The organism is Mycobacterium sp. Soil_C_30, assembly GCF_057656995.1.
In genome coordinates, this window is sequence record NZ_JBDGJH010000005.1 from 423,390 (window position 1) to 448,464 (window position 25,075).

At 65.9% G+C, this 25,075-nt stretch carries 24 protein-coding genes; 11 read left to right on the forward strand and 13 right to left on the reverse strand.

Features of this window, described 5'->3' with window-relative positions; all coding sequences use genetic code 11:
• The first annotated feature begins 3 nt into the window (after positions 1–3).
• Positions 4–855, forward strand: coding sequence for a helix-turn-helix transcriptional regulator (locus AC3A6P_RS12850; protein WP_487691888.1), 852 nt, complete (start codon positions 4–6; stop codon positions 853–855).
• Here the strand turns inward: AC3A6P_RS12850 and AC3A6P_RS12855 are convergent.
• Positions 831–1,631, reverse strand: coding sequence for an enoyl-CoA hydratase/isomerase family protein (locus AC3A6P_RS12855; protein WP_487691890.1), 801 nt, complete (start codon positions 1,629–1,631; stop codon positions 831–833). The genes AC3A6P_RS12850 and AC3A6P_RS12855 overlap by 25 nt on opposite strands.
• A gap of 124 nt (positions 1,632–1,755) precedes the next feature.
• On the opposite strand from AC3A6P_RS12855, the gene AC3A6P_RS12860 reads away from it, so the two are divergent.
• Together AC3A6P_RS12860 and AC3A6P_RS12865 are read left to right on the forward strand one after the other, a co-directional pair.
• Complete coding sequence (locus AC3A6P_RS12860) at positions 1,756–2,415, forward strand: PAS and ANTAR domain-containing protein (RefSeq protein ID WP_487691891.1); 660 nt, start codon at positions 1,756–1,758, stop codon at positions 2,413–2,415.
• 24 nt (positions 2,416–2,439) lie between these two features.
• On the forward strand, positions 2,440–4,311 hold the full coding sequence (locus AC3A6P_RS12865; RefSeq protein WP_487691893.1) for an acetate--CoA ligase: 1,872 nt from the start codon (positions 2,440–2,442) through the stop codon (positions 4,309–4,311).
• 40 nt (positions 4,312–4,351) lie between these two features.
• Here AC3A6P_RS12865 and AC3A6P_RS12870 read toward each other — a convergent pair whose 3' ends face one another.
• On the reverse strand, positions 4,352–4,954 hold the full coding sequence (locus AC3A6P_RS12870; protein WP_487691894.1) for a TetR/AcrR family transcriptional regulator: 603 nt from the start codon (positions 4,952–4,954) through the stop codon (positions 4,352–4,354).
• A gap of 91 nt (positions 4,955–5,045) precedes the next feature.
• Between AC3A6P_RS12870 and AC3A6P_RS12875 the strand changes: the two genes are divergently transcribed.
• Together AC3A6P_RS12875 and AC3A6P_RS12880 are read left to right on the forward strand one after the other, a co-directional pair.
• On the forward strand, positions 5,046–5,975 hold the full coding sequence (locus AC3A6P_RS12875; RefSeq protein ID WP_487691895.1) for a metal-dependent hydrolase: 930 nt from the start codon (positions 5,046–5,048) through the stop codon (positions 5,973–5,975).
• A gap of 7 nt (positions 5,976–5,982) precedes the next feature.
• The gene (locus tag AC3A6P_RS12880; protein ID WP_487691896.1) at positions 5,983–7,140 is read left to right on the forward strand and encodes a DUF7802 domain-containing protein; all 1,158 of its coding nucleotides are present in this window, start codon (positions 5,983–5,985) and stop codon (positions 7,138–7,140) included.
• Here AC3A6P_RS12880 and AC3A6P_RS12885 read toward each other — a convergent pair.
• Positions 7,081–7,893 (reverse strand): DUF1206 domain-containing protein, encoded by an 813-nt coding sequence (locus tag AC3A6P_RS12885; protein WP_487691897.1) that lies wholly within the window; start codon positions 7,891–7,893, stop codon positions 7,081–7,083. The two genes, AC3A6P_RS12880 and AC3A6P_RS12885, sit on opposite strands and share 60 nt — an antisense overlap.
• 82 nt (positions 7,894–7,975) lie before the next feature.
• On the opposite strand from AC3A6P_RS12885, the gene rnhA reads away from it, so the two are divergent.
• Complete coding sequence (rnhA, locus tag AC3A6P_RS12890) at positions 7,976–8,434, forward strand: ribonuclease HI (RefSeq protein WP_487691898.1); 459 nt, start codon at positions 7,976–7,978, stop codon at positions 8,432–8,434.
• Positions 8,435–8,464: 30 nt separating this feature from the next.
• Here the strand turns inward: rnhA and AC3A6P_RS12895 are convergent, their stop codons facing one another.
• The 7 genes from AC3A6P_RS12895 to AC3A6P_RS12925 form a co-directional block, all read right to left on the reverse strand.
• The gene (locus tag AC3A6P_RS12895; RefSeq protein ID WP_487691899.1) at positions 8,465–10,738 is read right to left on the reverse strand and encodes an ATP-dependent DNA ligase; all 2,274 of its coding nucleotides are present in this window, start codon (positions 10,736–10,738) and stop codon (positions 8,465–8,467) included.
• Positions 10,739–10,761: 23 nt separating this feature from the next.
• Complete coding sequence (locus tag AC3A6P_RS12900; RefSeq protein WP_487691901.1) at positions 10,762–11,415, reverse strand: cysteine hydrolase family protein; 654 nt, start codon at positions 11,413–11,415, stop codon at positions 10,762–10,764.
• 10 nt (positions 11,416–11,425) lie between these two features.
• Complete coding sequence (locus AC3A6P_RS12905) at positions 11,426–12,505, reverse strand: ABC transporter ATP-binding protein (protein WP_487691902.1); 1,080 nt, start codon at positions 12,503–12,505, stop codon at positions 11,426–11,428.
• A gap of 9 nt (positions 12,506–12,514) precedes the next feature.
• Positions 12,515–13,384, reverse strand: coding sequence for a carbohydrate ABC transporter permease (locus AC3A6P_RS12910; protein ID WP_487691903.1), 870 nt, complete (start codon positions 13,382–13,384; stop codon positions 12,515–12,517).
• Positions 13,384–14,349: a carbohydrate ABC transporter permease gene (locus AC3A6P_RS12915; RefSeq protein ID WP_487691904.1), complete on the reverse strand. Its 966-nt coding sequence runs from the start codon at positions 14,347–14,349 to the stop codon at positions 13,384–13,386. Before AC3A6P_RS12915 ends, AC3A6P_RS12910 begins: the two co-directional genes overlap by 1 nt.
• Positions 14,349–15,665, reverse strand: a complete 1,317-nt coding sequence (locus AC3A6P_RS12920; protein WP_487691967.1) for an ABC transporter substrate-binding protein — start codon at positions 15,663–15,665, stop codon at positions 14,349–14,351. The genes AC3A6P_RS12915 and AC3A6P_RS12920 overlap by 1 nt, the downstream gene beginning before the upstream one ends.
• Positions 15,666–15,755: 90 nt before the next feature.
• Positions 15,756–16,736, reverse strand: a complete 981-nt coding sequence (locus AC3A6P_RS12925; protein ID WP_487691968.1) for a sugar-binding transcriptional regulator — start codon at positions 16,734–16,736, stop codon at positions 15,756–15,758.
• 177 nt (positions 16,737–16,913) lie between these two features.
• Between AC3A6P_RS12925 and AC3A6P_RS12930 the strand changes: the two genes are divergently transcribed.
• From AC3A6P_RS12930 to ku, 3 genes are all read left to right on the forward strand, one after another.
• Entirely contained in the window at positions 16,914–18,320 is a 1,407-nt protein-coding gene (locus AC3A6P_RS12930) for a mannitol dehydrogenase family protein (protein ID WP_487691905.1), read from the forward strand.
• Between the two features lie 102 nt (positions 18,321–18,422).
• Entirely contained in the window at positions 18,423–19,343 is a 921-nt protein-coding gene (locus tag AC3A6P_RS12935) for a carbohydrate kinase family protein (protein ID WP_487691907.1), read from the forward strand.
• A 45-nt stretch (positions 19,344–19,388) separates the two neighbouring features.
• On the forward strand, positions 19,389–20,324 hold the full coding sequence (gene ku, locus AC3A6P_RS12940) for a non-homologous end joining protein Ku (protein WP_487691908.1): 936 nt from the start codon (positions 19,389–19,391) through the stop codon (positions 20,322–20,324).
• Here ku and AC3A6P_RS12945 read toward each other — a convergent pair.
• The 3 genes from AC3A6P_RS12945 to AC3A6P_RS12955 are packed head-to-tail and all read right to left on the reverse strand — an operon-like array spanning position 20,321 to position 22,918.
• Positions 20,321–21,349, reverse strand: a complete 1,029-nt coding sequence (locus AC3A6P_RS12945; RefSeq protein WP_487691910.1) for an NAD(P)/FAD-dependent oxidoreductase — start codon at positions 21,347–21,349, stop codon at positions 20,321–20,323. The two genes, ku and AC3A6P_RS12945, sit on opposite strands and share 4 nt — an antisense overlap.
• On the reverse strand, positions 21,346–21,867 hold the full coding sequence (locus tag AC3A6P_RS12950; RefSeq protein WP_487691911.1) for an isoprenylcysteine carboxyl methyltransferase family protein: 522 nt from the start codon (positions 21,865–21,867) through the stop codon (positions 21,346–21,348). The genes AC3A6P_RS12945 and AC3A6P_RS12950 overlap by 4 nt, the downstream gene beginning before the upstream one ends.
• Positions 21,868–21,871: 4 nt before the next feature.
• Positions 21,872–22,918, reverse strand: a complete 1,047-nt coding sequence (locus AC3A6P_RS12955) for a type III polyketide synthase (RefSeq protein WP_487691912.1) — start codon at positions 22,916–22,918, stop codon at positions 21,872–21,874.
• 166 nt (positions 22,919–23,084) lie between these two features.
• Between AC3A6P_RS12955 and AC3A6P_RS12960 the strand changes: the two genes are divergently transcribed.
• Together AC3A6P_RS12960 and AC3A6P_RS12965 are read left to right on the forward strand one after the other, a co-directional pair.
• Positions 23,085–23,876 carry an SDR family oxidoreductase gene (locus AC3A6P_RS12960; RefSeq protein WP_487691913.1) on the forward strand — a complete coding sequence of 264 codons (792 nt, stop codon included), beginning with the start codon at positions 23,085–23,087 and terminating at the stop codon, positions 23,874–23,876.
• 188 nt (positions 23,877–24,064) lie between these two features.
• On the forward strand, positions 24,065–25,075 hold a 1,011-nt coding region (locus AC3A6P_RS12965), incomplete at its 3' end, for a DUF222 domain-containing protein (protein WP_487691914.1).

Consider the following 25,075-nt stretch of genomic DNA (forward strand, 5'->3'; position numbering starts at 1 on the left):
GTGATGGACCGGGACGCCCTCGCGGACTTTCTGCGCCGCCGACGAGTTGCCATGCAACCGGCCGAAGTAGGGCTGCCGGCGGGCACGCGCCGGCGCACCGCGGGCCTGCGCCGCGAGGAAGTCGCCCAGCTCACCGGAATGTCGGTGGACTATTACAGCCGGCTCGAACAGGCCCGCAGCACGCAGCCCTCGCCGCAGATGGTGCGGGCGCTGGCCCGCGCACTGCGCCTCACCCGCGACGAGACCGATCACCTGTACCGGCTGTCGGGACATGCCGTGCCTGACCGCACGGGACCGTCGACGCACGTGCGGCCCGCGCTGCTGTTCGTTCTGGACCAGATGCGCGACGCCGCCGCGTTCGTCTGTTCCGACACCTACATCATGCTCGCGCAGAACGACCTGGCCAGGCTGTTGATGGGCGATCTGGTGCCCCAGGACAAGGGATACCGGGCCAGCATCGCCTGGCAGTGGTTCGTCGAACCCGACGGCCGAACCCGCGTACCGGAGCCGCAACGGCACACGCACAGCCAGATCACCGTCGCCGACCTGAGGGCCGCCTGGGCGCGCCGTCGGGACGACGCCGACATGCGCGAGCTGGTCGACAATCTGCTGGCCCACAGCGCCGAGTTCGCCGAGTTGTGGGCACGCCATGAGGTGGCCGTCCGGCGCATGCAGCAGAAGACCTTTCACACCGCGGTCGGCCCCATCACCCTGGACTGCGAGACGCTGGCCACCGACGACAGCCAGACGTTGGTGGTGCTCACCCCGCCGGCCGGATCATCGGCGCTGCAGGACCTGCAGCTGCTCAGAGTCGTGGGACGGCAGGCGGATCAGAGTTCGTCCCACACCGGCTGACGTTTCTCCCGCAGCGCCATCGCCGCTTCGGTCGGGTTGTTGGTGAACCCGGTCAGGATCTGGGTGCGGTTCTCGAGCTCCTTGGCGTGCCGCAGGCTGGAGGCATCCAGCGCGACGTTGAGCCCGGTCTTGGTCTGCCACACCCCGTAAGCGTTGTTGGCCGCGATCTCGCGCGCTTTGCGCAGCGCCGCCTCCAGCAGTTCCTCGGGCGGCACCACCTCGTGGACCAGCTGGATGCGGTGGGCTTCGGCGGCGTCGATGATCCGGCCGGTGAGCATCAACTCGCGCGCCACCCCGGCCCCGACGATCTTGGGCAGCAGATAGCTGGTGCCCATGTCCAGCGAGGAGAACCCCGCCTTGATGAACACCGAGCCGAAGCGGGCCCGCTCCGAGGCGATGCGGATGTCACAGTGCAGCGCGTACGCCAGCCCGCCTCCCACCGCGGCGCCGTTGACCGCGGCGATGACGGGAATGGGCAACTCGTAGAGCCGGGTCAGCTGATCGGCCAGCCGCACCTGCCCGTCATAACTGGTCTTGAACGGTGCCTTCGCCGGCTTCACCCAGGGCTGACCCGTGCCGGACAGGTCGGCGCCGGCACAGAACCCGCGGCCCGCGCCAGTGAGGATCGCCACTCGGTGAGCACCGGATTCCAGCTCGTCCATGGCGGCATCCAGACCGTCCAACAACGCCCCGTCGATGGCGTTGAGCTTGTCCGGGCGGTTGAAGGTGATGCGTGCGATGCCGTCGTCCACAGTGTCGAGTTGCACAGCCGCCATGCGCTGACAGTAGGCGACACCCGTGGCGTCGCTTGACCGGAACGCTGCGACCTCCTAATTTCTGTGACGCACCGGTTGAACATCCAGCCGCCCTTTTCCCGATGTTTTGTTGAAGGACGACTGGATGCACGACGGTGTTGACCCCGCTTCGCCCGAAGCTCGGTCACCGCAACTGCGCGTGGGCTGGTTCCGCTTCTTCTTCGACGACCAACGCTGGGAATGGTCGGCGGAGGTTCAACGGATGCACGGCTACGAACCCGGTGAAATCACACCGACCACGGATCTGGTGCTGTCGCACAAGCATCCCGATGACCGGGATCGGGTCGCCGCCCTACTCGAAGAGATCCGGACCACCCACCAGCCGTTCAACACCCGGCACCGCATCATCGACGCACGGGGTTCCGTGCACGACGTCGCGGTGGTCGGCCACCCGCTCAACAACGACGGGCACGTCATCGGGACGCAGGGTTTCTACGTCGACGTGACACCCGGTGAGGCGATGCGCCAGCAGACCATCAGCGCCGCCGTCGCCGAGATCGCCGAGAACCGGTCGGCCATCGAGCAGGCCAAGGGCATGCTCATGCTGATCTACCGACTCGATGCCGACCGCGCCTTCGACCTGCTCAAGTGGCGTTCCCAGGAGACCAACACCCGGTTACGCAACCTCGCGGTGCAACTGACCGCGGACTTCCTGGCGCTCGACTTCGACGACACCCTGCCGACCCGCGCGGAGTTCGACGAGGTTCTGCTCACCGCACATCTGCGGATCACCGACACCGGCTAGAGTGCGCGCGTTACGGTTCGACAGGTGGGCGGATACACCGAGCTGTTCCAAGCCAGCATCACCGACCCAGCGGCGTTCTGGGCGGAGGCGGCGCAGGCCGTCACCTGGACACACGCACCGCAGCGCATTCTCGACGACGCCGATCCGCCGCACTACCGCTGGTTCCCCGACGGGGAGTTGAACACGTGCGCCAACGCACTGGACCGCCATGTCGCCGACGGTCGCGGTGACCAGCCGGCGTTGATCTACGACTCCCCCGTCACCGGCACCAAACGGACCTACACCTATTCCGAACTGCTGGACCAGACAGCACGTTTCGCCGGTGTGCTGCGCGGTCTCGGTGTCGGGGTCGGTGACCGGGTGGTGGTCTACCTGCCGATGATCCCCGAGGCGCTGATCACGATGCTGGCCTGCGCTCGGCTGGGTGCGGTGCATTCGGTGGTGTTCGGCGGATTCGCACCGCACGAATTGGCCGTCCGCATCGACGACGCCCGCCCGGCCGTCGTCGTCACCGCCTCCTGCGGTATCGAGCCCACCCGCACCGTCGAGTACAAACCGATGATCGACGCCGCCATCGGGCGCTCGCAACACCCGCCGCGACACTGCGTCGTGGTCCAGCGCGACCACCACCGCTGCGACCTGATCGACGGCCGCGACCTGGATTACGCCGCACTGATGTCGACCGCGCGGCCGGTGGATCCGGTGCCGGTGCCCGCCACCGCGCCGCTGTACGTGCTCTACACCTCCGGTACCACCGGCAAGCCGAAGGGCATCGTCCGCGACAACGGCGGGCATGCGGTAGCGCTGCTGTGGACCATGCGCCATGTCTATGACGTCCGGCCCGGCGAGGTGTTCTGGGCGGCCTCCGATGTCGGCTGGGTGGTGGGCCACTCCTATATCGTTTATGCGCCACTGCTTCTGGGCGCCACCACGGTGCTCTACGAGGGCAAGCCCGTGGGCACTCCGGATCCGGGAGCGTTCTGGCGGGTGGCCACCGAACACAACGTCAAGGTGCTCTTCACCGCGCCCACCGCCATCCGCGCCATCCGCAAGGAGGACCCGAGCGGTTCGTACGTCGCGAAGTACGACCGGGCCTCGCTGAAGTACCTGTTCGTCGCCGGCGAGCGGTTGGACCCCGACACGCTGCACTGGGCCGCGGAGCAACTCGGTATCCCGGTGATCGACCACTGGTGGCAGACCGAAACCGGCTGGCCCATCGCCGCCAATCCCATGGGGGTAGAACAGTTCCCGGTCAAGGCCGGGTCGCCGACGTTCCCGATGCCGGGTTACGACGTGCGCGTCCTCGGCCATGACGGACAGGACTGCCCACCCGGCGTGGAAGGCGACATCTGCATCCGGCTACCGTTGCCACCCGGGACACTGCAAGGCATCTGGGGTGATGATGCGCGCTATCAGAAGTCGTATCTGGCCGAGCATCCCGGGTTCTATCTCACCGGTGACGGCGGGTTCGTCGACGACGAGGGCTACCTGTTCGTGATGGGCCGCATCGACGACGTGATCAATGTGGCCGGACACCGTATGTCGACGGGCTCCATCGAGGAGGTGTTGGCCACCCACCCGGCCGTCGCCGAGTGTGCGGTGATCGGCGTGCCCGACGAGATCAAGGGCCAGGTGCCACGTGGGCTGGTGGTACTGAAGGCCGGAGCCTCCGCCGAGGGGCTGGCCGAGGAACTGATCACGTCGGTGCGCGACGAGATCGGGGCGGTGGCAGCGTTCCGGCTCGTCGACGTCGTACCCGCGCTCCCCAAGACGCGCTCCGGGAAGATCCTGCGAAAGACGTTGCGCGGCATTGCCGCCGGCCGCGACGAGCCGGTGCCGTCCACCATCGAGGACGCTTCGGTGCTCGATGCGCTGGGCCCGATCCTGCGGCACTGACCTACCTACGCCCATACCGCCGTTGGCGACGGCGTGGCTGTCACCGCTGGGCCAGTATCGCACCGCCCAGCCACCGCCGGATGAACCGGCGCAGCTCGTCGCGGCTGCGGCCGGACTCGTCGGGGGCGACGAAAAACGACAGCATCACGCGCAGGGTGAACTCGACGAGTTCGCGCAACGCCTGCTGGTCGTAGCCGTAGCGCTGCCAGTCCACGTCGAACCGGGTGATCATCCGCATCCCGAACGTCTGGGCCTCGGGGGACGTCACACTCGAGGTACCGCTGCTCAGGTACGGCGCTGACAGCAGGATCCCCAGATGTGGTGTGCGCGTGACCTCTTCGAGGGTGAAGAGCACACCTTCAGTCATCGCGTCCGCCGGATCGGCGATCCCGCGCACCGCCTCGGTGAGGCGATCCAGGAAGCCGTCCACCGAGGCCACCGCCGCGGCATGCATCAGCGATTCGGCGGTGGGAAAGTACCGGTACACCGTCTGGCGGATGACGCCCAGCGAATCGGCGACCTGAGCGATGCTCACATCCGAGCCGCTCTCGCCGATCAGCGCCACCGCCGCGGCCACAATCCGCGCAGTGGCTTCCTCGTCGCTGGCCGGTGGCCGGCCGTCCCAACCGCGTCTACGGGCCATGCCCGCAGGATATCCGGCATTGACGGATGGCGACCGGTGCAGTAATCATACACACAAGACGTTTGTTGTATGATTACCGGCGGGAGCCCCCATGACGGATCTCATCGTGCGCAAGATGCGCTTCGCGTTTGCCGAACACCATGTTCCGTTCCTGTGGAATGAGCAGAACCCGGCCTTCTCGAGCATGGCCAACGCAGTCTCGTTCCTGGCTATCGCATTCGAGAAGATGATCGGACACATGATCACCGAGGCCATGCCGCTGATCACCGATCCCGCGATCGCCGAGGAAGCGCAGGCATTCGTCCGTCAGGAGGGTCAGCATTCGATGGCCCACCGCCAGCACGCTAAAGGGCTGATCCGGAGCTACCCGGGCCTCACAGAGACGCTGGACCAGGTGATCGCGATGTTCGACGACATGACCGCCCACACGCCGCTGAAGTACCGGCTGGCCTACACCGCCGACCTCGAGGCCACCTTCACCCCGGCGTTCAAGCTGATGCTCGACCACGACGACACCCTGTTCGCGCCCGGAGACGACCGGGTGGCCTCGCTGTTCCTCTGGCACTTCGTCGAAGAGGTGGAGCACCGCAGTTCCGCGCTCCTCATCTACAACTCGGTGGTGGCCGACCCCTGGTACCGGATGCGGGTCGCGCCGTCGATCTTCAAGCACGTCTGGGCGGTGCTGCGGGTGGCCTGCGAGGGCTTCAACAAGCACGTTCCGATCGAGGAACGCAAAGTCGACGCCTTGTCGATGTTCTCCGTGCTGAGCCGCAAAAAAGCGCTCCAACAACGGCTTCCGTTCTTCTCGACCGCTGACGACGGCCCGTTCGCCAATGCATTCAGCCATCTGCCGGCCAAGGAAGTGCTCGTCGCGCTGTCGGGCATCGTACGCAGCCAGATCCCCGGACACGATCCTGCCTACGAGACCCTGCCCGCACTCGCCGACGAGTGGTTCAGGCGTTACGAGACCGGCTACGACGTCACCCGGTGGTATACGTCCGCCGACAAGCAGAATGCCTGAGTTCGCCATGTCTGACCTCTGCACCCCGACTTTTGCGGATCTGGCTGCCCGCCTGGGCTTTTCATGCCAGACAGCCGGCGGACTGATCGAGTTCCGCACGCCGTTCGCGCTCGAGAACTGGACCCTGCCGGTACTGGAGCTCACCGTCATCGTCGGTGCCGTGTTGACCCTCGTCCTCGCGATCAGCCGGGCACGCCGGCACGGCGATCCCACCAACCTGGTGTTGTGGTTCGGAGCCATCGCCTACCTGCTCATCATCGAACCACCGCTGTACTTCCCCGCCGCCTTCGGCATCGAGGAACACGTCGACACGATGTTCGCCCACAACGTCTTCACCGTCGAGTTCCTCTGGGGCCGGCTGCCGCTCTACATCGTCGCCATCTACCCGATGATGGCCACGGTGGCCTACGAGATCGTCCGGATGCTGGGCGTTTTCCGTCGGCACGGGCTGCTGGTGGGGGCGGCGTGCGTCGGCTTCGTGCACCACGCGTTCTACGAGATCTTCGACCACCTGGGTCCGCAACTGCGGTGGTGGGAGTGGACGCTGGACAACCCGATTAACCAACCCTTTTTCGCGTCGGTGCCACTGCCCAGCGTCGTGGTGTTCGCGGCACTGTGGCCGATGTCGTTGACCTTCTGCGTGCGGCTGTTCGTGGGCCGCCACGTCGACAGCGGTGCCACGTTCAGCGGGGCGCAGTTGGTGTGGCGCACCGTCGTGGTGGGTGTGCTGGCCTCCGTCGGCACCGCGGTGCTTCCTCTGCCCGCCACCGTCGCCGCCATGCTGACCGGCAGCACCGACATCGGCGGTGTCGTCTACGCCGCCGAACTGGTGACGCTGAGCGCGGTGTCCGCCGTGGCGCTGGTGAACCAGTGGCGCACCGCGCGCCCCGGGGGCACAGGCGAGTACCGAAACCCGCTGATTCTCGGTTACGCGACGGCGTATCTGGTGGTCATGGCGCTGCTATGGGCCACTGCCCTGCCGGCCTATCTGGAGTCGGTTGACGGCGTGACGCCTGACGGCGATCCCGTGGGCAGTCTCTGGTACACCGGGCTGTGCTTTGTGATCGCCGGGCTGAGTCTGGCGGCGGCGTACACCGCGACCCGGTCACATCTTGGTGTAGCGGGCCATCGCGAAACTGTAGAAACCGTAGCTGACGATTCCTAGCGCGGCGGCGATCACCAGCGCCGGACCGAAGGGCTGGGCGGCGAGCGCTTTCAGTGCGCCGTCCAAACCGGTGGCCTTGCTGGGGTCCGCCCGGCTGACCGCGACGACCACCACTACCCCGGTGCCGACGATCGCCAGACCTTTGGCGATGTACCCGACGGTCCCCAGTCGACGCACGAGGGTGCTCGTCGAACCCTTGAGGTCTTCCAGGAAGTTCTGGCTGCCTCCCAGATAGACGTGGTAGGCGCCGACCGCGACGATGATGACCCCGGCGAGAATCAGCGTCACCGTCCCGGCCGTGGTCTGCATCAGTCGGGCGCTCAACGTCGAATTCTGTTGGCCGGCCGACTCCCCCGCTCCGCGGGCGAAACCGAACGTGGACCATGCGAGCGCAAAGTAGATCGCGGCGAGCCCGAATGCCTTCGCACGATCGGATACCTCCAGCAGGGTCCGTTGCGTCTTCGGGTCGGTGGAGCGCCCGAGTGCGGTCTCGACCAGACGCCACAGCGCCATCGCCAGGAATCCGCCGGCGGCGACCCACAGCGCGAAACCGCCGCCGGGTCTGGCGGCGACCTCGGCCAGTGCGCCGGACTGGTCAGCCGCACCGCCGGCGCCCTGTGCCACCCGGACGGCGAGGTAGCCCACGGCGATGTGCAACAGTCCGCTCACCACATAGCCGAACCGGGCGAACCGTTCGAACGCGCCGTTCTGGACGATGTCCGTCACGGTCGCCGGGGAGTCGTCGTCAGCCATCGGCCACAATCCTATTGCTCGCGCATCACGAGGTCGGGATGTCGGTCCGCACGACGATGATCTCAGCGCCTATCCTCAGCGGGTGACTTCCGAAGATGTGGTGATCATCCACACCGACGGCGGATGCCGGCCCAATCCCGGTCCGGGCGGTTGGGGAGCCGTACTGCGCCAACGCCACCACGTCCGCGAGATGTGCGGCGGCGAGCCAGGCGCCACCAGTAACAACCGGATGGAGCTGACGGCCCCGATCATGGCGCTGGAGGCGCTCACCAGACCTGTTGTGGTGCATCTGTATACCGACAGCACCTATGTCCGCAACGGCATCACAAAGTGGGTGCTGGGCTGGGAACGCAACGGCTGGATGACCGCGGCGAAGCAACCGGTGAAGAATGTCGACCTGTGGCAACGGCTGCAAGCGGCGTGCGCACGACACCAGGTCGAATGGTTCTGGGTGAAGGGCCACTCCGGTGTGGGCGACAACGAACTGGCCGACGTCCTGGCCACCCGCGGTATGGAAGAAGCGATCGCCGCTGCGGTCTGAGCAGTTCCCGTTCTGAGCGGCTGAACACCCTCAGGACTCCCGCACCACATTCCCCGGCTCCTTGTCAGGACGCAGCCCGCGCCAACTCGGGTGGCGCAGCCGGTCGTCGGAGGTCCACTCGCCGTAGCGCACCTCACCGACGTGCACCGGCTCGACGTAGGTGACCCCGCGCGCATCCACCCCGGAAAGCCGGACGTTGAACGGGGATCGGTCGGTTTTCAGCGGCGTCAGCAGCTTCTTGAGTTTGGTGAGCTCCTTCTCGGTGAACCCGGTCCCGACGCGGCCCACGAAGTCCAGACCGTTGTCCCCGGGAATTCCCATCAACAGCGCCCCGATACCGGACGAGCGGCCGCCTTCGCCTTGGCGCCAGCCGCCGATGACAATCTCCTGGGTGTTCCAGTTCTTGTCCTTGATCCACGACGACGACCGCCGCCCAGGCTGATAGGTCGAATCCCACTTCTTGGCGACGACGCCTTCCCACCTACGTTTGCGCGAGTATTCGAGCGCTTCGGCGCCGTCGCCGGGAAGCTGCTCGGGCACAATGAGATTGGTCCCGTCAGCCAGTGTCTCCAGGAGCTTGCGGCGATCCCGGTACTTGGCTTTCATCAGTGACCGGCCGTCGAGGTAGAGCAGGTCGAACGCCCAGTATTCGATGCGGGTGGCGCGCACCCGGTTCTGCATCTCGGAGAAGCTCGGCACGCCGTCCTCGGTCAAGGCCACCACTTCGCCGTCGAACAGCACGTGGTGGTCGGCGAACTCGGCGGCCATCGCGGCCAGCGCCGGGTACTCCGAGGTGACGTCGCGACCGCTGCGGGTGCGCAACAGCATCGACCCGTGATCGGCGTCGAACAGCAGTCGGTAGCCGTCCCATTTGCCTTCGAACGCCCATTGGCCGGCCTTCAGCTTCTCCACCGACCCGTGCGTGGCCAGCATCGGCGCCAGATCTGAGGGCGTCGGGGTGGGTTGATCCTTGGTGCGGTGCGCCAGCCAGTTCTTGCCGCCGGTCTGGATCAGGGCGTAGCGGCCGGAGATCTTGGAGCCCTTCAAGGTGACAATTACTTCACCCTTCTTGCCGTCGACGCTTTCCCCGTCGACACCCGGATCACGGAACTTCTCCGCCTCGTAAGTGCCGGAGTCCCAGACGATCACCTTGCCGCCGCCGTATTCACCTTTCGGGATGTCACCTTCGAAGGTGGCGTACTCCAGCGGGTGGTCCTCGGTGTGGACGGCCAGGTGGTTCACCGACGTGGTTTCCGGCAGATTCTTCGGCACCGCCCAGGACACCAGTACCCCATTGCGTTCCAGCCGGAAGTCGTAGTGCAGCCGTCGTGCGTGGTGTTCCTGGATGACAAACGTATTGTCGTGGCCGACAGCGGGTTTGGCATCCGGCACCGGCTCCGGCGTCTTGCCGGGATCCCGCATGCTGCGGTAGGTGGTCAGTTTGTCGGCGACGGGGGCGTCAGCATCCAGGGCCGCCAGCAGGTCCCCGTCGCGGGCCACCCGCTCCAGGACTTCGTCGTAGGTGAGGTGTTGCAGATCGGGATCTTCGATCTCTTGCCAGGTGCGCGGCGCGGCCACGGTGGGCCGCTCGCGGCCCCGCAACGAGTACGGCGCAATTGTCGTCTTCGATCCGCTGTTCTGACTCCAGTCCACGAACACCTTGCCCGCCCGCACACTCTTGGTCATCGTGGCGGTCACCCGCTTCGGCATCATCTGCTCGAGCTGCTGGGCCACCCGTTTGGCCAGCACCACCGCGCCCTGCGAGCTGACCGGGGTCTCGAACTGTGCGTAGAGATGCAGTCCCTTGCTTCCGCTGGTCAGTGGATAGGCAGTGAGGCCGATGCCGGCCATCAGTTCCTTCACCTCGTGGGCCACCTCGCACAGCTGCGGCATGGTGACGCCCTCGCCCGGGTCGAGGTCGAAAACCAGGCGCGTCGCCGGACCTGGTCTACCGTTTACGAACATCCATTGCGGCACATGCACTTCCAACGATGCCTGCTGCGCGATCCAGGCCAGCGCCTCCTGGCTGTCCACAATCGGATAGGTGGTGGTGCCCGAACGGTGGGTGACGCTGCCCCGCGTCAGCCACTCGGGCGCCGAGGACGCCAGCTGCTTCTCGAAGAACGCCGGCTCCTCGACACCGTTGGGCCAGCGCTTGCGGGTGGTGGGGCGGCCCGCGGTGTGCGGCACCATCACCTGCGCGATTGCCACGTAGTAGTCGAAAACGTCCTGCTTGGTGGTGCCCGTCTGCGGGTAGAGCACCTTGTCGGCATTGGTCAGCCGAACTCGTCCAAGGCGCTCCATAGCAGGACGGTATACCCGATCGGCTAGACCTCTGTCATGGCAGCGACGATCTCTTCGGTGTCGGGCAGCGCATGCGCCAGGTAGGCGAAGTTCACCAGGGCCGCCTGATAGCCGTCGCCGCGGACCGGATGTCGAGGCCCGGCGGTGGCGTCACGGACCACGGCGACCTCAAAACCCTGCTCGAGGAGATCGCGCAGATGTGACTCCACACAGATGTTGGCGAGCATGCCGCACAGGATCACCTTGGTGATCCGTCGTTTTCGCAGCTGGAGCACGAGATCGTTGGTTTGTGGGCCCCAGACCTTGTGTGGGCTGGCCACCACGGTCGCGGTGTCCTCGATGAAGGCTCGGAGCTCATCGAGCCAGTCCGCGCCGGAACCGGCGAAGCCGTCGAGGGTCAGCGCACCGGCCCGCGCAAAGGTGTCGGTCCGGAGTTCGTCGGTTTCCAAGGGCCCGTTGAACAACCACTGGTGATCGCTCGGATAGAAGTAGTGCGGCGAGACGAACAGTGGATAGCCGCCCATGCGGGCGGCATCCAACAACTCGACGAGATGCTCGACGGTGTTGTTCTCGCCGATACTGTCCGCCAACACCTCCCAATTGCGCCCGGTCGGGCTCAGTACGTCGTTCTGTGGGTCGATGATCACCACAGCGGTATCCGACGGGTGATACTGCACCGGGCTCGCCCTAGATCCGTTCCCCGCTCTCCGGGTGGAACAGGTGCACCACACCGTCGGCGACCTTGTGCAGTTCCACGGTCTCGGCCAGCCGGGCCGGTGCCCGCTTGATCGAACGGGCGACCAGTTGCACTCCCGGTGCGGCATGGGTGTACAGGTAGGTTTCGCTGCCCAGGTCCTCCACCAGGTCCACCACCACGTCGATGCCGCCACCGGTGGACACCTCGAGGTGCTCGGGCCGGATCCCCACGGTCACCTCTTCCAGGCCGGCATTGTGCAGGGCGGACAGTTGGTCGCGCTCCAGGGGCAGCGTGGAGTCCTCGCCGATCATGACGCCGTCGCTGACGATCCGTCCGGTCAGCAGGTTCATCGCCGGTGAGCCGATGAATCCGGCGACGAAGGCATTGGCCGGCTTGTCGTACAGGTCTGCCGGTGAGGCGAACTGCTGCAGTTGACCGAACCGCAGCACCGCCACCCGGTCACCCATCGTCATGGCTTCCACCTGATCGTGGGTGACGTAGACGGTGGTGGTGCCCAATCGGCGTTGCAGGGCCGCGATTTCGGTGCGGGTCTGCACACGCAGTTTGGCATCCAGGTTCGACAGGGGCTCGTCCATGCAGAACACCTGCGGCTCACGCACGATCGCCCGGCCCATGGCCACCCGCTGGCGCTGGCCACCGGAGAGCTTGGCGGGCTTGCGGTCCAGGAATTCGGTCAGGTCGAGCAGTTTGGCCGCGTCTTCGACCTTGCGACGCCGCTCGTCGGCCGACACCCCGCGCAGCTTCAACGCGAATCCCATGTTCTCGGCGACGGTCTTGTTCGGATACAGCGCGTAGTTCTGGAACACCATGGCGATGTCACGGTCTTTCGACGGGACCCCTTTCATGTTCTTGCCGCCGATTTCGATATCGCCCTCGTCGATCTCCTCGAGCCCGGCGAGCATCCGCAGCGCGGTGCTCTTCCCGGACCCCGACGGCCCGACCAGGACGACGAACTCGCCGTCGTTGATGTCGAGGTTCAGTGAGTCCACCGCGAGTTTGTCCGAGCCCTCGTAGATGCAGGTCGCGTTCTTGTAGGCGATCGATGCCATTGTTTGCTCCTATTTGATTGCGCCGAAGGAAAGTCCACGGACCAGCTTGTTCTGGGCGAACCACCCGCACAGGATCACGGGAAGCGCCGACATGGTTGCGGCCGCGGACAACACGGCCCAGTACTGCCCCTCACCGGCGATGAACCCCACCAGGTACACCGGCATGGTCTGCGCGTTGACCGCGGTGAGGTTGACGGCGAAGAAGAACTCGTTCCAGGCGAAGATCACACAGATCAGCGCCGTGGCGGCAATGCCGGGCGAGACCAGCGGCAGGATCACCTCACGCACCGAACGCCACAGACTCGCGCCGTCCAACGAGGCGGCCTCGAGCAGCTCACCAGGAACCTCGAGGAAGAACGAGCGCATCATCCACACCGCGATCGGCAGGTTCATCGCGGTGTAGAGGATGACCAGCGCCCAGATGTTGTCCAGCAGACCGACATTGGAGACGATCACATACAGCGGCAGGATCACCGCCACCACCGGCAGCATCTTGGTGCTCATGAAGAAGAACAACGCGTCCTGGGTCTTGCGAACCGGGCGCAGCGACAACGCGAACGCCGCCGGTGTGCCGAGCAGCAGCACCAGGATGGTCGACAGCCCGGTGGCGAACACCGAGTTGAGCATCGCCGGCCCGATGCCCTGACTGAACACCGCACCGTACTGATCCAGCGTCGGGGTGAAGATCAGCTTCGGCGGGCTGGTGGCCGCATCACCTTCCTGTTTGAAGGAGGTGAGGATCATCCAGAACACCGGGAAGAAGAAGCCCAGGCCCACCAGCCAGGCCACCACCCCCCAGGCACTGAACTTACGGGACTTCTTCTTCGATGCCTCCGCCGAAGCGGCTCCGGTGGAGGTCTTTTCGACTGTGGTGGTCATCAAGCAGCCTCTTCCTTGCCGGTGAACGATTTGAAGATCAAGCGCAGGGCGAAGTTCGCGATGACGATCGTGAAGATCACCACCACCACACCCATCGCCGCCGCCTGGCCCATGTCGAAGCCCAGGAAGGCACGCTGATAGATGTAGAACGGCAGGTTCGCACTCGCGATGCCCGGGCCACCCTGGGTCATCATGTAGATCGCGTCGAAGGTGTTCACCAGGTAGATCGCACCCAGCACCACACCCAATTCGATGAACCGGCGCAGATGCGGCAGTGTCAGTTCCCGGAACGACTGGAACGCCGTGGCGCCGTCGACGCCGCTGGCCTCCAGGATGTCGCGCGGCATGGACTGCAGGCCGGCCAGGATCAGCAGCATCATGAACGGCGTCCACTGCCAGATCAATTCGACCATCACCATCACCAGCGGGAACTGACCGATCCAGTCCACCGGGCCGATCCCCACCAGCGACAGCACCCAGTTCAGGATGCCGTTGGTGGGATCGAGAATGGTGGTCTTCCAGATCAGCGCCGCCGCAACGGGTGTCACCAGGAACGGGGTGATCAGCAGGGTGCGCACGATCCCGCGACCCAGGAACGCCCGGTCGAGCAACAAGGCCAGCAGCAGCCCGAAGAACGCCGAGATCACCACCACACCGACGATCAAGATGACGGTGTTCAACGCCACCGACCAGAACTGACTGTCCTTCACCACCGCGATGTAGTTGTCCAGCCCCACGAACTGCCGCGACCCCGGGCGCACCAGGTTCCACGACAACGTGGAGTAGTACAGGGTGAACAGGAACGGCACCTGCGTCACCACGATCATGAAGATCAACGCCGGCAGCAACGGCCCCCGCCTGCGCCAGCCTTCGGCCCGGCTCACCCCGAAATCCTGGTTCTCCCGGATCCGGCGGACCCGTTCCGCCTCACCGACGCCGGCTTGGGTATCAGCTGTGACAGTCATCAGTTCTCCTGATAGGTCTTGCCGACGACCTCGGCGTATTCCTGCGCTTGTTCCAGCGCGTCGTTGACGGACTTCTGTCCGGCTATCGCTGCGCTGATCTGCTGGCTCACCCGGGTTCCCAGATCCTGGAACTCCGGGATGCCGACGAACTGCACGCCGGTGTACGGAACCGGTTGCACAGTAGGCTCATTCGGGGTGGCGTTCTCGATCGACCGCAGTGTCAGCGGCCCGTAGGACTGCGAGATCGCCTCGTACTCCGGGAGCTCGGTGTAGGTCGAGGTCCGGCTTCCGGGTGGGACGCGCGCCCAACCCAACTCTTCGCCGACCAGCTTCATGTAGTCCTTGCTCGTCATCCACGAGATGAATTTCCAGGCACCGTCGGGATTCTTGGCGGCTTTGGGGATTCCCAGCGCCCAGGTGTAGAGCCAGCCCGAGTTCGGCTTCTCGACGATCGGGGCGGGCAGGTAGCCGATCTTGCCCTGCAGTTCGGGGTAGGACTTCGGATCCTCGAGCACCGACACCGCCGACGTGGCGTCGTACCACATCGCCGTCTGCCCCTGCCCGAACAGGTTGGCGCATTCCTGGAAACCTGTTGAGGCGGCGCCGAGTTCACCCGATTCCCGGAGCGTGTCGACGTAGAAGTTGACCGCTTCCTTGACCTCGGGGCTGTTGAGCTGGGCGTTCCACTGTTCGTCGAACCAGCGGCCGCCGAAGGTGTTGATCACGGTGTCCAGCGGGGCCAGCACCTCACCCCAGCCGGGCTTGCCGCGCAGGCAGATACCCGCCCGGTCATCGGTCTTGAGCTGCTTGGCCCAGTCCCGTACCTCCTGCCACGTGGGCTGGAAGTTCGGGTCCTGATTCACCTGGATGCCGGCCTGCTCGAAGAGGTCCTTGCGGTACATCAGGAAGGACGACTCGCCGTAGAACGGCACCGCGTACATGTTGCCCTCATACGACAGCGAATCGCGCAGCGACGAGATGAAATCGTTCTCGTCGTAACCCGGTGTCTCCCTGGCGTACTCGGAGAGATTCAGCAACCAGCCGTCCCTGGCCCACTGCGGTGTCTCGAAGTTGCTGATCATCACCACGTCGAACTCACTGCCGCCCATGGCCGTGGACATGGTGATCTTGGCGCGTGCCTGATTCTCCGACAGGGTGATGAATTTCAGCTTCGTTCCGGGGTTCTCGGCCTCGAACCGCGTCGACAGCTCCTGGGCGTCGGTCATCTGGGAATTGGAGACCAAGGCGATGGTCACCTCGTTGTCGGAGGCGCCGAGGCTGCCCGCCCCGGCGCAGCCGGTGATGAGGGTGAGCATGACCGCGGACAGGCCTGCGGCCAACCGGTGGAGAGCTCGTCGCCGCGGTTTGGTCGTCGTGGGTGCTTTCACCTTGAACCTCACTTTGTGTTACTGACTCAGAAGCCAACGGGCACAGTCGATATCGCACACCAGGAAGCGGGCCAGCCCGCCGCGCAGCGCGCCGAGCGTGGCGTGGTGTTTGGTGACACCACTGGACACCAGGATGGTGGCGGGGCACGCCTTGATGTCTTCCAGCGCGACCGAGACCGCGCGGCGTTGTAGTTCACCGTCGACCGGAGTGCCGTCGGCGTCGAAGAACCGGCCCCCGATCTCACCGACCGCGCCCAGCGAGACCAGTTCGTCGAGCATGCCGGTGTCCAGGAAGCTGCCTTCGAACAACGTCGTCGACGTCGACACCGCCCCGATCCCGAAGATCATCACGTCGGCCCGGCGCCCGGCTTCCAGCGTGCGCGACATTCCCGAGTCGCTGCGGATGGAGTCGACGGTGGCCGGGTCGGCGTACAGCGGCGCGGGCAGCCGGTAGGTGTCGGCGTGCAGTACCTCTGCGCAGCGACTCAGGATGTACTCGGTGCCGGTCTGGTAGGCCGCTGTCGACATCGAGCCGTCGAGCTGGACCACGGCCCGGCAGGTCGCCACACCGGTGGGCAGCGCTTGAGCCACCGCCACGTTCTCCGGCCCCCAGGTGAAGCCCAGGGTGTCACCGGGGGAAAGTCGTCGCGTCAACAACGCCGCGGCGGCCCGGCCCACGCTCGCGAAAGTCTCCGGCCGCCCCGGCGATCCGAGGTCGACACCGTGTCCGGCGACCACGGCCTCGGCGAGACCGAACCGCTCCTCGAGCGCGCGCTCCTCCTCGGCGTGCAGGTCATCACGCAGGTCGGTGGGGACGACGATCTCGATGCGGACCAGCCCGCGGGTTTTCGCGCGGGCCACCAGCCGGCCTGCGGTGGGCCGGGATACACCGAGCCGCTGCGCGATCTGCGCCTGAGTGAGGCCGTCGAGGTAGTACATGGTGGCCGCGCGCAGGGCAAGGCGCAGGTCCTCGCGTTTGGCTTCATGAGCAGGCGACATGCGGGACCCCGCAGCTGCACCGCTGGCCACCGTCACGGATCCCGCCTTTCCGCCACCCGTGAGCATTTGCTCATGGGTGCGAGTAGATGCTCACCACGCTAACATAGGAAATGTGACGCACACAACACCTCTCCCGGTCCATATCGTCAGCGGTAACGTCAGAGAGGTGGTGTGGTCATGAAACTGAACAAACAAACGCTGGCCGAGATCACGGTCGCCAAGCCGAGCTATGACCGCGACGAGATCGGGGTCGGCATCGTGCATTTCGGTGTCGGCGGTTTCCACCGCGCGCATCAGGCGTACTACCTCGATCAGCTGTTGGAGCAGGGTCTCGCCAAAGAATGGGGCATCTGCGGTGTCGGGGTGCTACCCGGCGACCAGAAGATGCGCGATGCCCTCGAAGCACAGGACGGGCTGTACACCCTGATCCTGGTCAATCCCGATGGCAGCCGCGACGTCCGCGTCATCGGGTCGATCGTCGATTACCGGTACGCGCCCGATGACCCCGAGGCCGTCATCGAATTGCTGGCCGCGCCGACCACCCGGATCGTCGAGCTGACCATCACCGAGGGTGGATACCAGATCACCAATGCCGACGAATCATCGGTGTTCGGGCTGGTCACCGCAGCGCTGGAACGCCGGCGCGACCGCGGTGTGCCCTCGTTCACCATCGTGTCCTGCGACAACATCGAGGGCAACGGCCACGTCGCACAACAGGCCTTCAGCGACTTCGCCGACAAGCACCACCCCGGCCTGTCCGCGTGGATGGCCGAGAACACCCGGTTCCCGAACTCGATGGTCGACCGGATCACCCCTGTCACCACCCCCGACGTCATCGAAACGCTGGCCGAGCAGGACGGGATCGAGGATCTCTGGCCGGTGGTCGCCGAGCCGTTCACCTCCTGGGCGCTGGAGGACAAGTTCGTCGACGGCCGCCCGCCGTACGAGGACGTCGGCGTGCTGACCGTCGAGGACGTCACCCCCTACGAGCTGATGAAACTGCGATTGCTCAACGCCGGCCACCAGGGACTGTGCTACTTCGCCTACCTGCTCGGCTACCGGCTGGTGCACGATGCCGCCTCCGATCCGTTGATCGCCGACTTCCTCATCGACTATTGGGATTCCGAGGCCACTCCCACTCTGCTGCCGGTTCCCGGCATCGACCTGCCCGCCTTCAAGCGCACCGCCATCGAGCGGTTCGCCAACCCCGGGGTGCGCGATACCGTCGCGCGGTTGTGCGCCGACTCCTCGGACCGCATCCCGAAATGGCTTGTGCCGGTGATCCGTACGAACCTCGAATCCGGTGGGCCCATCCGGCTCTCGGCCGCGATCGTCGCGAGCTGGGCGCGGTACGCCGAAGCCGTCGACGAACAAGGCGAGCCCATCAAGGTCGTCGATCAGCTGGCCGAACAGCTGATCCCGATTGCCCAGTCCCAGAAGGACAATCCGCTGGCCTTCATCCAGAACGAAGCCCTGTTCGGTGATCTCGCCCAGCAGCCTCGCTTCGTCGAGGCCTATCAGTGGGCGCTGGACTCGCTACACCGCGACGGCGCGAAGGCGACGCTGGAAGCGCTACGCAGGTGACCCACCGAGTAGCGAGTGCGCGAGGGACGAGCGTAGGAGCGGATCGCCCATGACACAGCGAGTAGCGAGTGCGCGAGGGACGAGCGTAGGAGCGGATCGCCCATGACACAGCGGGCTCTGGTCATCGGTGAAGCCCTGATCGATATCGTCGAACGAGAGGGGCGGGCCACCGGTGAGCACGTGGGCGGCAGCCCACTCAACGTCGCGGTGGGCCTGGCGCGGCTGGAACGCGACGTCGACTTCCTCACCCACATCGGCGACGACGAACACGGCCGCCGCATCGGCGATTACGTCACCTCGGCCGGGGTGTCTCTGGTGGCCGGCAGCGTCAGCGCCGAGCACACGCCCGTGGCCCGCGCCCGGCTGGACGACACGGGTGCGGCCACCTACACCTTCGATCTGACCTGGAAGCTGTCGGGCACGCCGGAGGTCGGCCCTCCGCTGGTGGTGCACACCGGGTCGATCGCCACGGTGCTCGAGCCGGGTTGCCGTGCGGTGGCCGCCCTGCTGGACACCTACCGGGTATCGGCGACGGTGACCTTCGACCCGAATGTCCGGACCGACCTCATCACCGATGCCAATCTGGCGCGCGACCGCATCGAGCGGCTGGTCGCCAAGAGCGATGTGGTCAAAGCCAGCGATGAGGACCTGCGCTGGCTCGCCCCGGACGTCGAACCGGAGGAGGTGGCCCGCCGGTGGCTGGCGGCGGGCCCGGCGATCGTGGCCGTGACCAAGGGCGGCGACGGCGCGTTCGCGGTAGCGCAGGCGGGTGCGGTGTCCGTGCCCGCGCGCACCGTGGACGTGGTCGACACCGTCGGCGCCGGGGACTCGTTCATGACCGGTCTGCTCGACGCGCTGTGGTCGCTGGGTCTGCTCGGCGGCGACCACCGGCCCGCGTTACGCGCCATCAGCACCGATCAGTTGCGGTCGGTGTTGGGCGCGGCGGTGCTGAACTCGGCGCTGACCGTGGCCAGGGCCGGCGCGGACCTGCCGGACCGTGCGACGCTGGACGCGGCTTCCTAGAGTCTTCGGCGTTTGCCGTGCGGTGAAGTAGGCCATACTGGCGTAATGCGGTCCATCTGGAAGGGTTCGATTGCGTTCGGCCTGGTGAATGTGCCGGTCAAGGTCTACAGCGCCACCGAGGACCACGACATCAAGTTCCATCAGGTGCACGCCAAGGACAACGGGCGCATCCGCTACAAGCGGGTCTGCGAGGTCTGCGGCGAAGTGGTCGAGTACCGGGACATCGCCAAGGCCTTCGAGTCCGATGACGGCCAGAGTGTGGTGATCACCGACGAGGACATCGCCACGCTGCCGGAGGAACGCAGCCGCGAGATCGAGGTGCTGGAGTTCGTGCCGGCCAGCCAGATCGACCCGATCATGTACGACAAGAGTTATTTCCTGGAGCCCGACTCGAAGTCGTCGAAGTCTTATGTACTGCTGGCCAAGACATTGATGGACACCGATCGGCTGGCGATCGTGCACTTCGCCCTGCGCAACAAAACCCGGCTGGCCGCGCTGCGGGTGATGGACATCAACAAACGTGACGTCATGACCATCCACACGCTGCTGTGGCCCGACGAGATCCGCGACCCGGATTTCCCGGTGCTCGACCAGAAGGTCGACATCAAACCTGCCGAGCTGAAAATGGCCGGCCAGGTGGTGGATTCGATGGCCGACGATTTCAATCCCGATCAGTTCCACGACGATTACCAGGATCAGCTGCGCGAACTCGTGGAGGCGAAACTCGAAGGCGGCGAGGCATTCACCGTCGAGGAGCAGCCCAAGGAACTCGACGAGACCGAGGACGTCTCGGATCTGCTGGCCAAGTTGGAGGCAAGTGTGAAGAAGCGCCGGGGGGCGTCGTCGGAGGACGACTCCGAAGACGAGAAGCCGGCCAAGAAATCACCGGCGAAGAAAGCCCCGGCCAAGAAGACCGCCGCGAAGAAAGCGCCGGCCAAGAAGGCCGCCGCGAAAAAAGCCCCGGCCAAGAAGTCGAGCTAATGCCCCAGCGTGTTGACCGCCAGCCGGAAGGCGGCCGGAAGCGCCGCTGCGCCCGGCACGATTGCCTTCTTACCGAACCGGGTGGCCGTCGCCAGCACGAGGCCGCGGGTCAGTAGCCGGTAGCGCCGGGTGATCCGGTGCCAGTCCTTCTCGTAGTCGGCGGGACGCTCGGCGACGATCGCCGCGACGGCGGCTGCGGCTTGTTTGACGGCCAGGCTCATGCCTTCCCCGGTGAGTGCGTCCTCGTAGCCGGCGGCGTCACCGACGAGCAGCACCCGGCCCGCGACGCGGCGGGACACCACTTGGCGCAGCGGCCCGCAGCCGCGCTCCTTGGTATGGGCGACGCCGCGGAGCCGAGCCTCCAGCCACGGGAAGCAGCTCAGGTCGGCCCGGTTGGTGCTGAGGATCGCCACACCCACCAGATCGGGCTCGACCGGCGTGACATACGCCTCGCCGAACGGCGACCAGTGCACCTCCACGAAGTCCGACCACACCGGGACGTGAAAGTGCTTGCGCAGCCCTACTCTCCGCGGGCTGCCGACCGACGAATCGATACCGACCGCGCGGCGCACCGCCGAGTGCAGGCCATCGGCACCGACAAGGTAGCGGGCGCGGATGCCGGCGGCGGTGACCCCGTCGGCGTCCTGGGACACCGTGCCCACCTTGGCCGAAACCCACTCGGTGTCCACCTGTTTGGCGCGCTCCGCGAGTGCCGCGTGCAGCGTCGTACGCCGGATTCCTCGACCCAGAACGGGACGACCCACTCCGTCGCGGAAACACGCTTCGGCGCGCCGCTTGCCGTCGGAGTAGGCGATACCACGGAACGGCATTCCGGCGGGGTCGACGCCCAGGGCGGACAGTTCGGCGAGTCCGCCCGGCATCAGACCTTCGCCACACGCTTTGTCGATCGGAGAGTCCCGAGGCTCGACGACGATCACCGAAAGGCCTTGCGCGCGAGCGTGTAGCGCGGTGGCCAGTCCCCCGGGACCGCCACCGACCACCAGAATGTCGGCGTCGAAACTCATGTCCTGGCAGGCAGCGTGTATCCCAGCGCCTCGTTCTCCACCCGCAGGCGGACGCGCAGCAGTGCCGCGTTGGCCACGGTGAAGCAGAGGGCGGTGATCCAAGCGGTGTGAATCAACGGCAGCGCAATGCCTTCGATGATCACGACCAGATAGTTGGGATGGTGCAGCCACTTGTACTTGTATGGGCCGGTGTTCACCAGCGGCGCGTCCGGGATGACGATCACCAGGGTGTTCCACCGCTTACCGAGGGTGGTGATACACCACCAGCGCAGCACCTGGGTCAGGACGGCGATGACGAGCATCGTCCACCCCAGCCACGGGATGAAGGGACGGTCCAAGGCCCACACCTCGACGACGCAGCCGATCAGCAACCCGGCGTGGATGATCACCATCACCGGATAGTGCTCGCGCCCATATTCTTTGCCGCCGTGGGCGAGCGCCCACGTGGCGTTGCGTTTGGAGACGACGAGTTCGACGAGCCGCTCGATTCCGACGGCGAGTATCAGCAGGTAGTACACGGCCCTACCAGCGCAGCAGGACGAGCTCGGAGCAGAACCCCGGGCCCATCGCGATCATCATGCCGTAGCTGCCTTCGGCAGGCGGTTCGGCGAGGTTGGCCCGCAGCACGTCCAGCACCGACGCCGACGACAGATTGCCGTTGTCGCGCAATGAGTTACGGGTGTAATCCAGTGCATCGGCAGGCAACTCGAGCACGTTCTGGATCGCGTCGATCACCTTCGGCCCGCCGGGATGCGACACCCAGGTGCTGATATCGGTGGTCTTCAAACCGAATTCGGCCAGGAACAGGGTCACGTCCTCGCCCAGGTACTTCTCGGCCACGTCGGGCACATCGGCCGACAGCACGATCTTGAAACCCTGGGTACCGATATCCCAACCCATCACCGCTTCGGTATCCGGGTAGAGCCGGCTGCGGGTGGCCAGCACCTGCGGTCCGCGACGCTCGCGACTGGCGCCGGTGGCGACGACGGCGGCGGCGCCGTCACCGAACAGGCTGGAGGCCACCAGGTTGGCCACCGACATGTCGTCACGCTGTACGGTCAGCGAGCACAGTTCCACCGCGAGCAGGACGGCCACCTGATCCGGAAAGGCGCGCAGGTAGTCATGCATCCGGGCCACCCCGGCCGCCCCTGCGACACAACCCAATCCGAACAGCGGCACCCGCTTGACGTCAGGGCGCAGCCCGACCCGGCCGGCCAGCCGCGCTTCCAAGGTCGGCACCGCGAGCCCGGTCACCGTGGTGGAAAAGATGACGTCGACGTCCTCGGGGTGCAGCCCCGCCTTGTCGAGCGCCGACACCAATGCGCGCTCGCCGATCTGCAGCGCCACCTCGAGATAGGCCGCGTTCGCTTCGGAAAAGCCAGTCAGTTCGGGATACCGCATCAGCGGCAGCGCGAGATTACGATGCTCGACACCGGCGGCCGCAGCGAACCGGTGGAACTCAGGGCCGGCAAAGTCCGCCAACGCCGAAATCACGTCTTGTTGGGAATGGCGGTGGGGCGGGAACTCCACTGCCGCAGCCGCAATCGCGGGTGCCATGTCGTCGGTCATCGGCTCAGGCTAGGGGTTGAGCTTTTCATATTGGTGGCTACGTTTCGGGCCCTCACCTGGTTCAATGACCGCGCGAACGTCGCCAGAATCACCGATTGAAACCTGTTCTAAAAACCTTCGGCAATGCGCGGCACAACCACCCGCCGCCTTGTTACCGTGTGCCGCGATGATCCTCGACAGATTCCGCCTGGACGACCAAGTAGCCGTCGTCACAGGCGCAGGCCGCGGCCTCGGCGCGGCAATCGCAGTGGCATTCGCGCAGGCAGGGGCCGATGTCGTCATCGCCTCGCGCACCGAATCGGAACTAGATGCCGTAGCCACGCAGATCCGGGAGGTGGGACGCCGCGCGCACGTGGTCGTCGGCGACCTCGCCCACCCGGACACCACGGCAACGCTGGCGCAGGTGGCTGTGGACACCTTCGGCAAACTAGACATCATCGTCAACAACGTTGGCGGAACAATGCCTGGTCCGTTGCTGGACACGCCGACCCAGGCCTTCAAAAATGCATTCACATTCAACGTGATGACGGCGCACGCGCTCACTTCCGCTGCAGTACCACTGATGTTGGAGCACAGCGGCGGCGGCAATGTCATCAACATCACCTCGACCATGGGGCGCCTCGCCGGGCGAGGGTTTGCGGCGTATGGTACGGCCAAAGCGGCGCTGGCACACTACACGCGGCTTGCCGCATTGGACCTGGCCCCGCGGGTCCGCGTCAATGCGATCGCGCCGGGCTCCATCCTCACCTCCGCCCTCGATGTGGTGGCGCAGAACGACGAGCTCCGGACGCCCATGGAGAAGGCCACGCCGATGCGCCGGCTGGGCGACCCACTCGACATCGCCGCGGCCGCGGTCTATCTCGCCTCACCGGCGGCCAGCTATCTCACCGGCAAGACGCTCGAGGTCGACGGCGGCCTCACCTTCCCCAATCTCGATCTCCCCATCCCCGATTTGTAGGAGCACACGCTTCGCCGGCCAAACACTGTTGCCGGCCGGTGTCGAACTGTTCGATCTCAGGATCACGCGTGTCAAGCCGTGCGCATCGGGTTGTGGATGAAGCGTTGACTGTGGATAAGTAGGCGCTTGTCGTGGTGGATTGCCTTGTGGCGCATGTCTTGTCGGTGGGCGTGGGTAGTGTCGAAAGCATGTTCGAAGAGCTGATTGATCCGACCACCTGCGGGGATTTGTCCCCCGCGGCGATGGTCGATGCCATCGGCGCCTTCCACCGCGCTGAGGCCACCATGGTCGCGCACAAATGGACGATGATCGCCCGCCTGCTGGCCCACCACAAAGACCACGCCGCCGCCGAAGAGAAAACCTGGGCCTACGACGAATGGAACGCCGTGCGTGATCAGGTGGGCCCGGTGATGCGGCTGAGCGCACGGCGCGCCTCCACCCAGATGCGCCTGGCCGAAGGGCTCGCCCGGTCCCCGAAGGTCGCGGCACTCTTGGCGGCCGGCGTGATCAACACCCGGGTCGCCGAAACCCTGATCTACCGCACCGAACTGCTGCTGCCGTCGGTGCAGGCCACCGTCGATGCCGAGCTCGCCGCCCGGGCGGGCGGCTACACCCTGCTCTCCGACGACGACCTGGTGCTCGCCATCGACGCCATCATCGAAGAACACGACCCCGATGCCGTGCGGCGCTACCGTGAGGCCGCCCAAGGCTGCGATGTGGGGTTCGGTAAACGCGATGACGCCACCGGCACCGCGTCGCTGTATGGGCGGATCTCGGCAGCTGATGCGGAGTTGGGGATGCGGGTGCTGGATGCGCTGGCCGCCACCGTCTGCAGCAACGATCCCCGCAGCAAAGGTGAGCTGCGGGCGGCCGCGCAAGGGGCGGTCTACGCCCGGCGGGACCGGTTGGTGTGCCAGTGCGGTGCCGGCGACTGTGTGGCCGCGACGCTGCCGTCGGCGGTGCCCACGGCGGTGATTCACGTGCTGGCCGAACACGGTGCCCTGGAACAGGTGCTGGCCCAACTCGACGCGTTGCGCCAATCTTCGTCCGGGGACCCGAACGTGGTGGCGCCGGCCATCGACTACGAGGTGCTGGCCCGCCAGGCCGCCGCCGCCGAAGCCACCCGCATCCCCACCCCACCCCAACCGCCACCGTGGGAAAACAACACCCCCACAACCGAACCCGAACCCGAGTCGGAG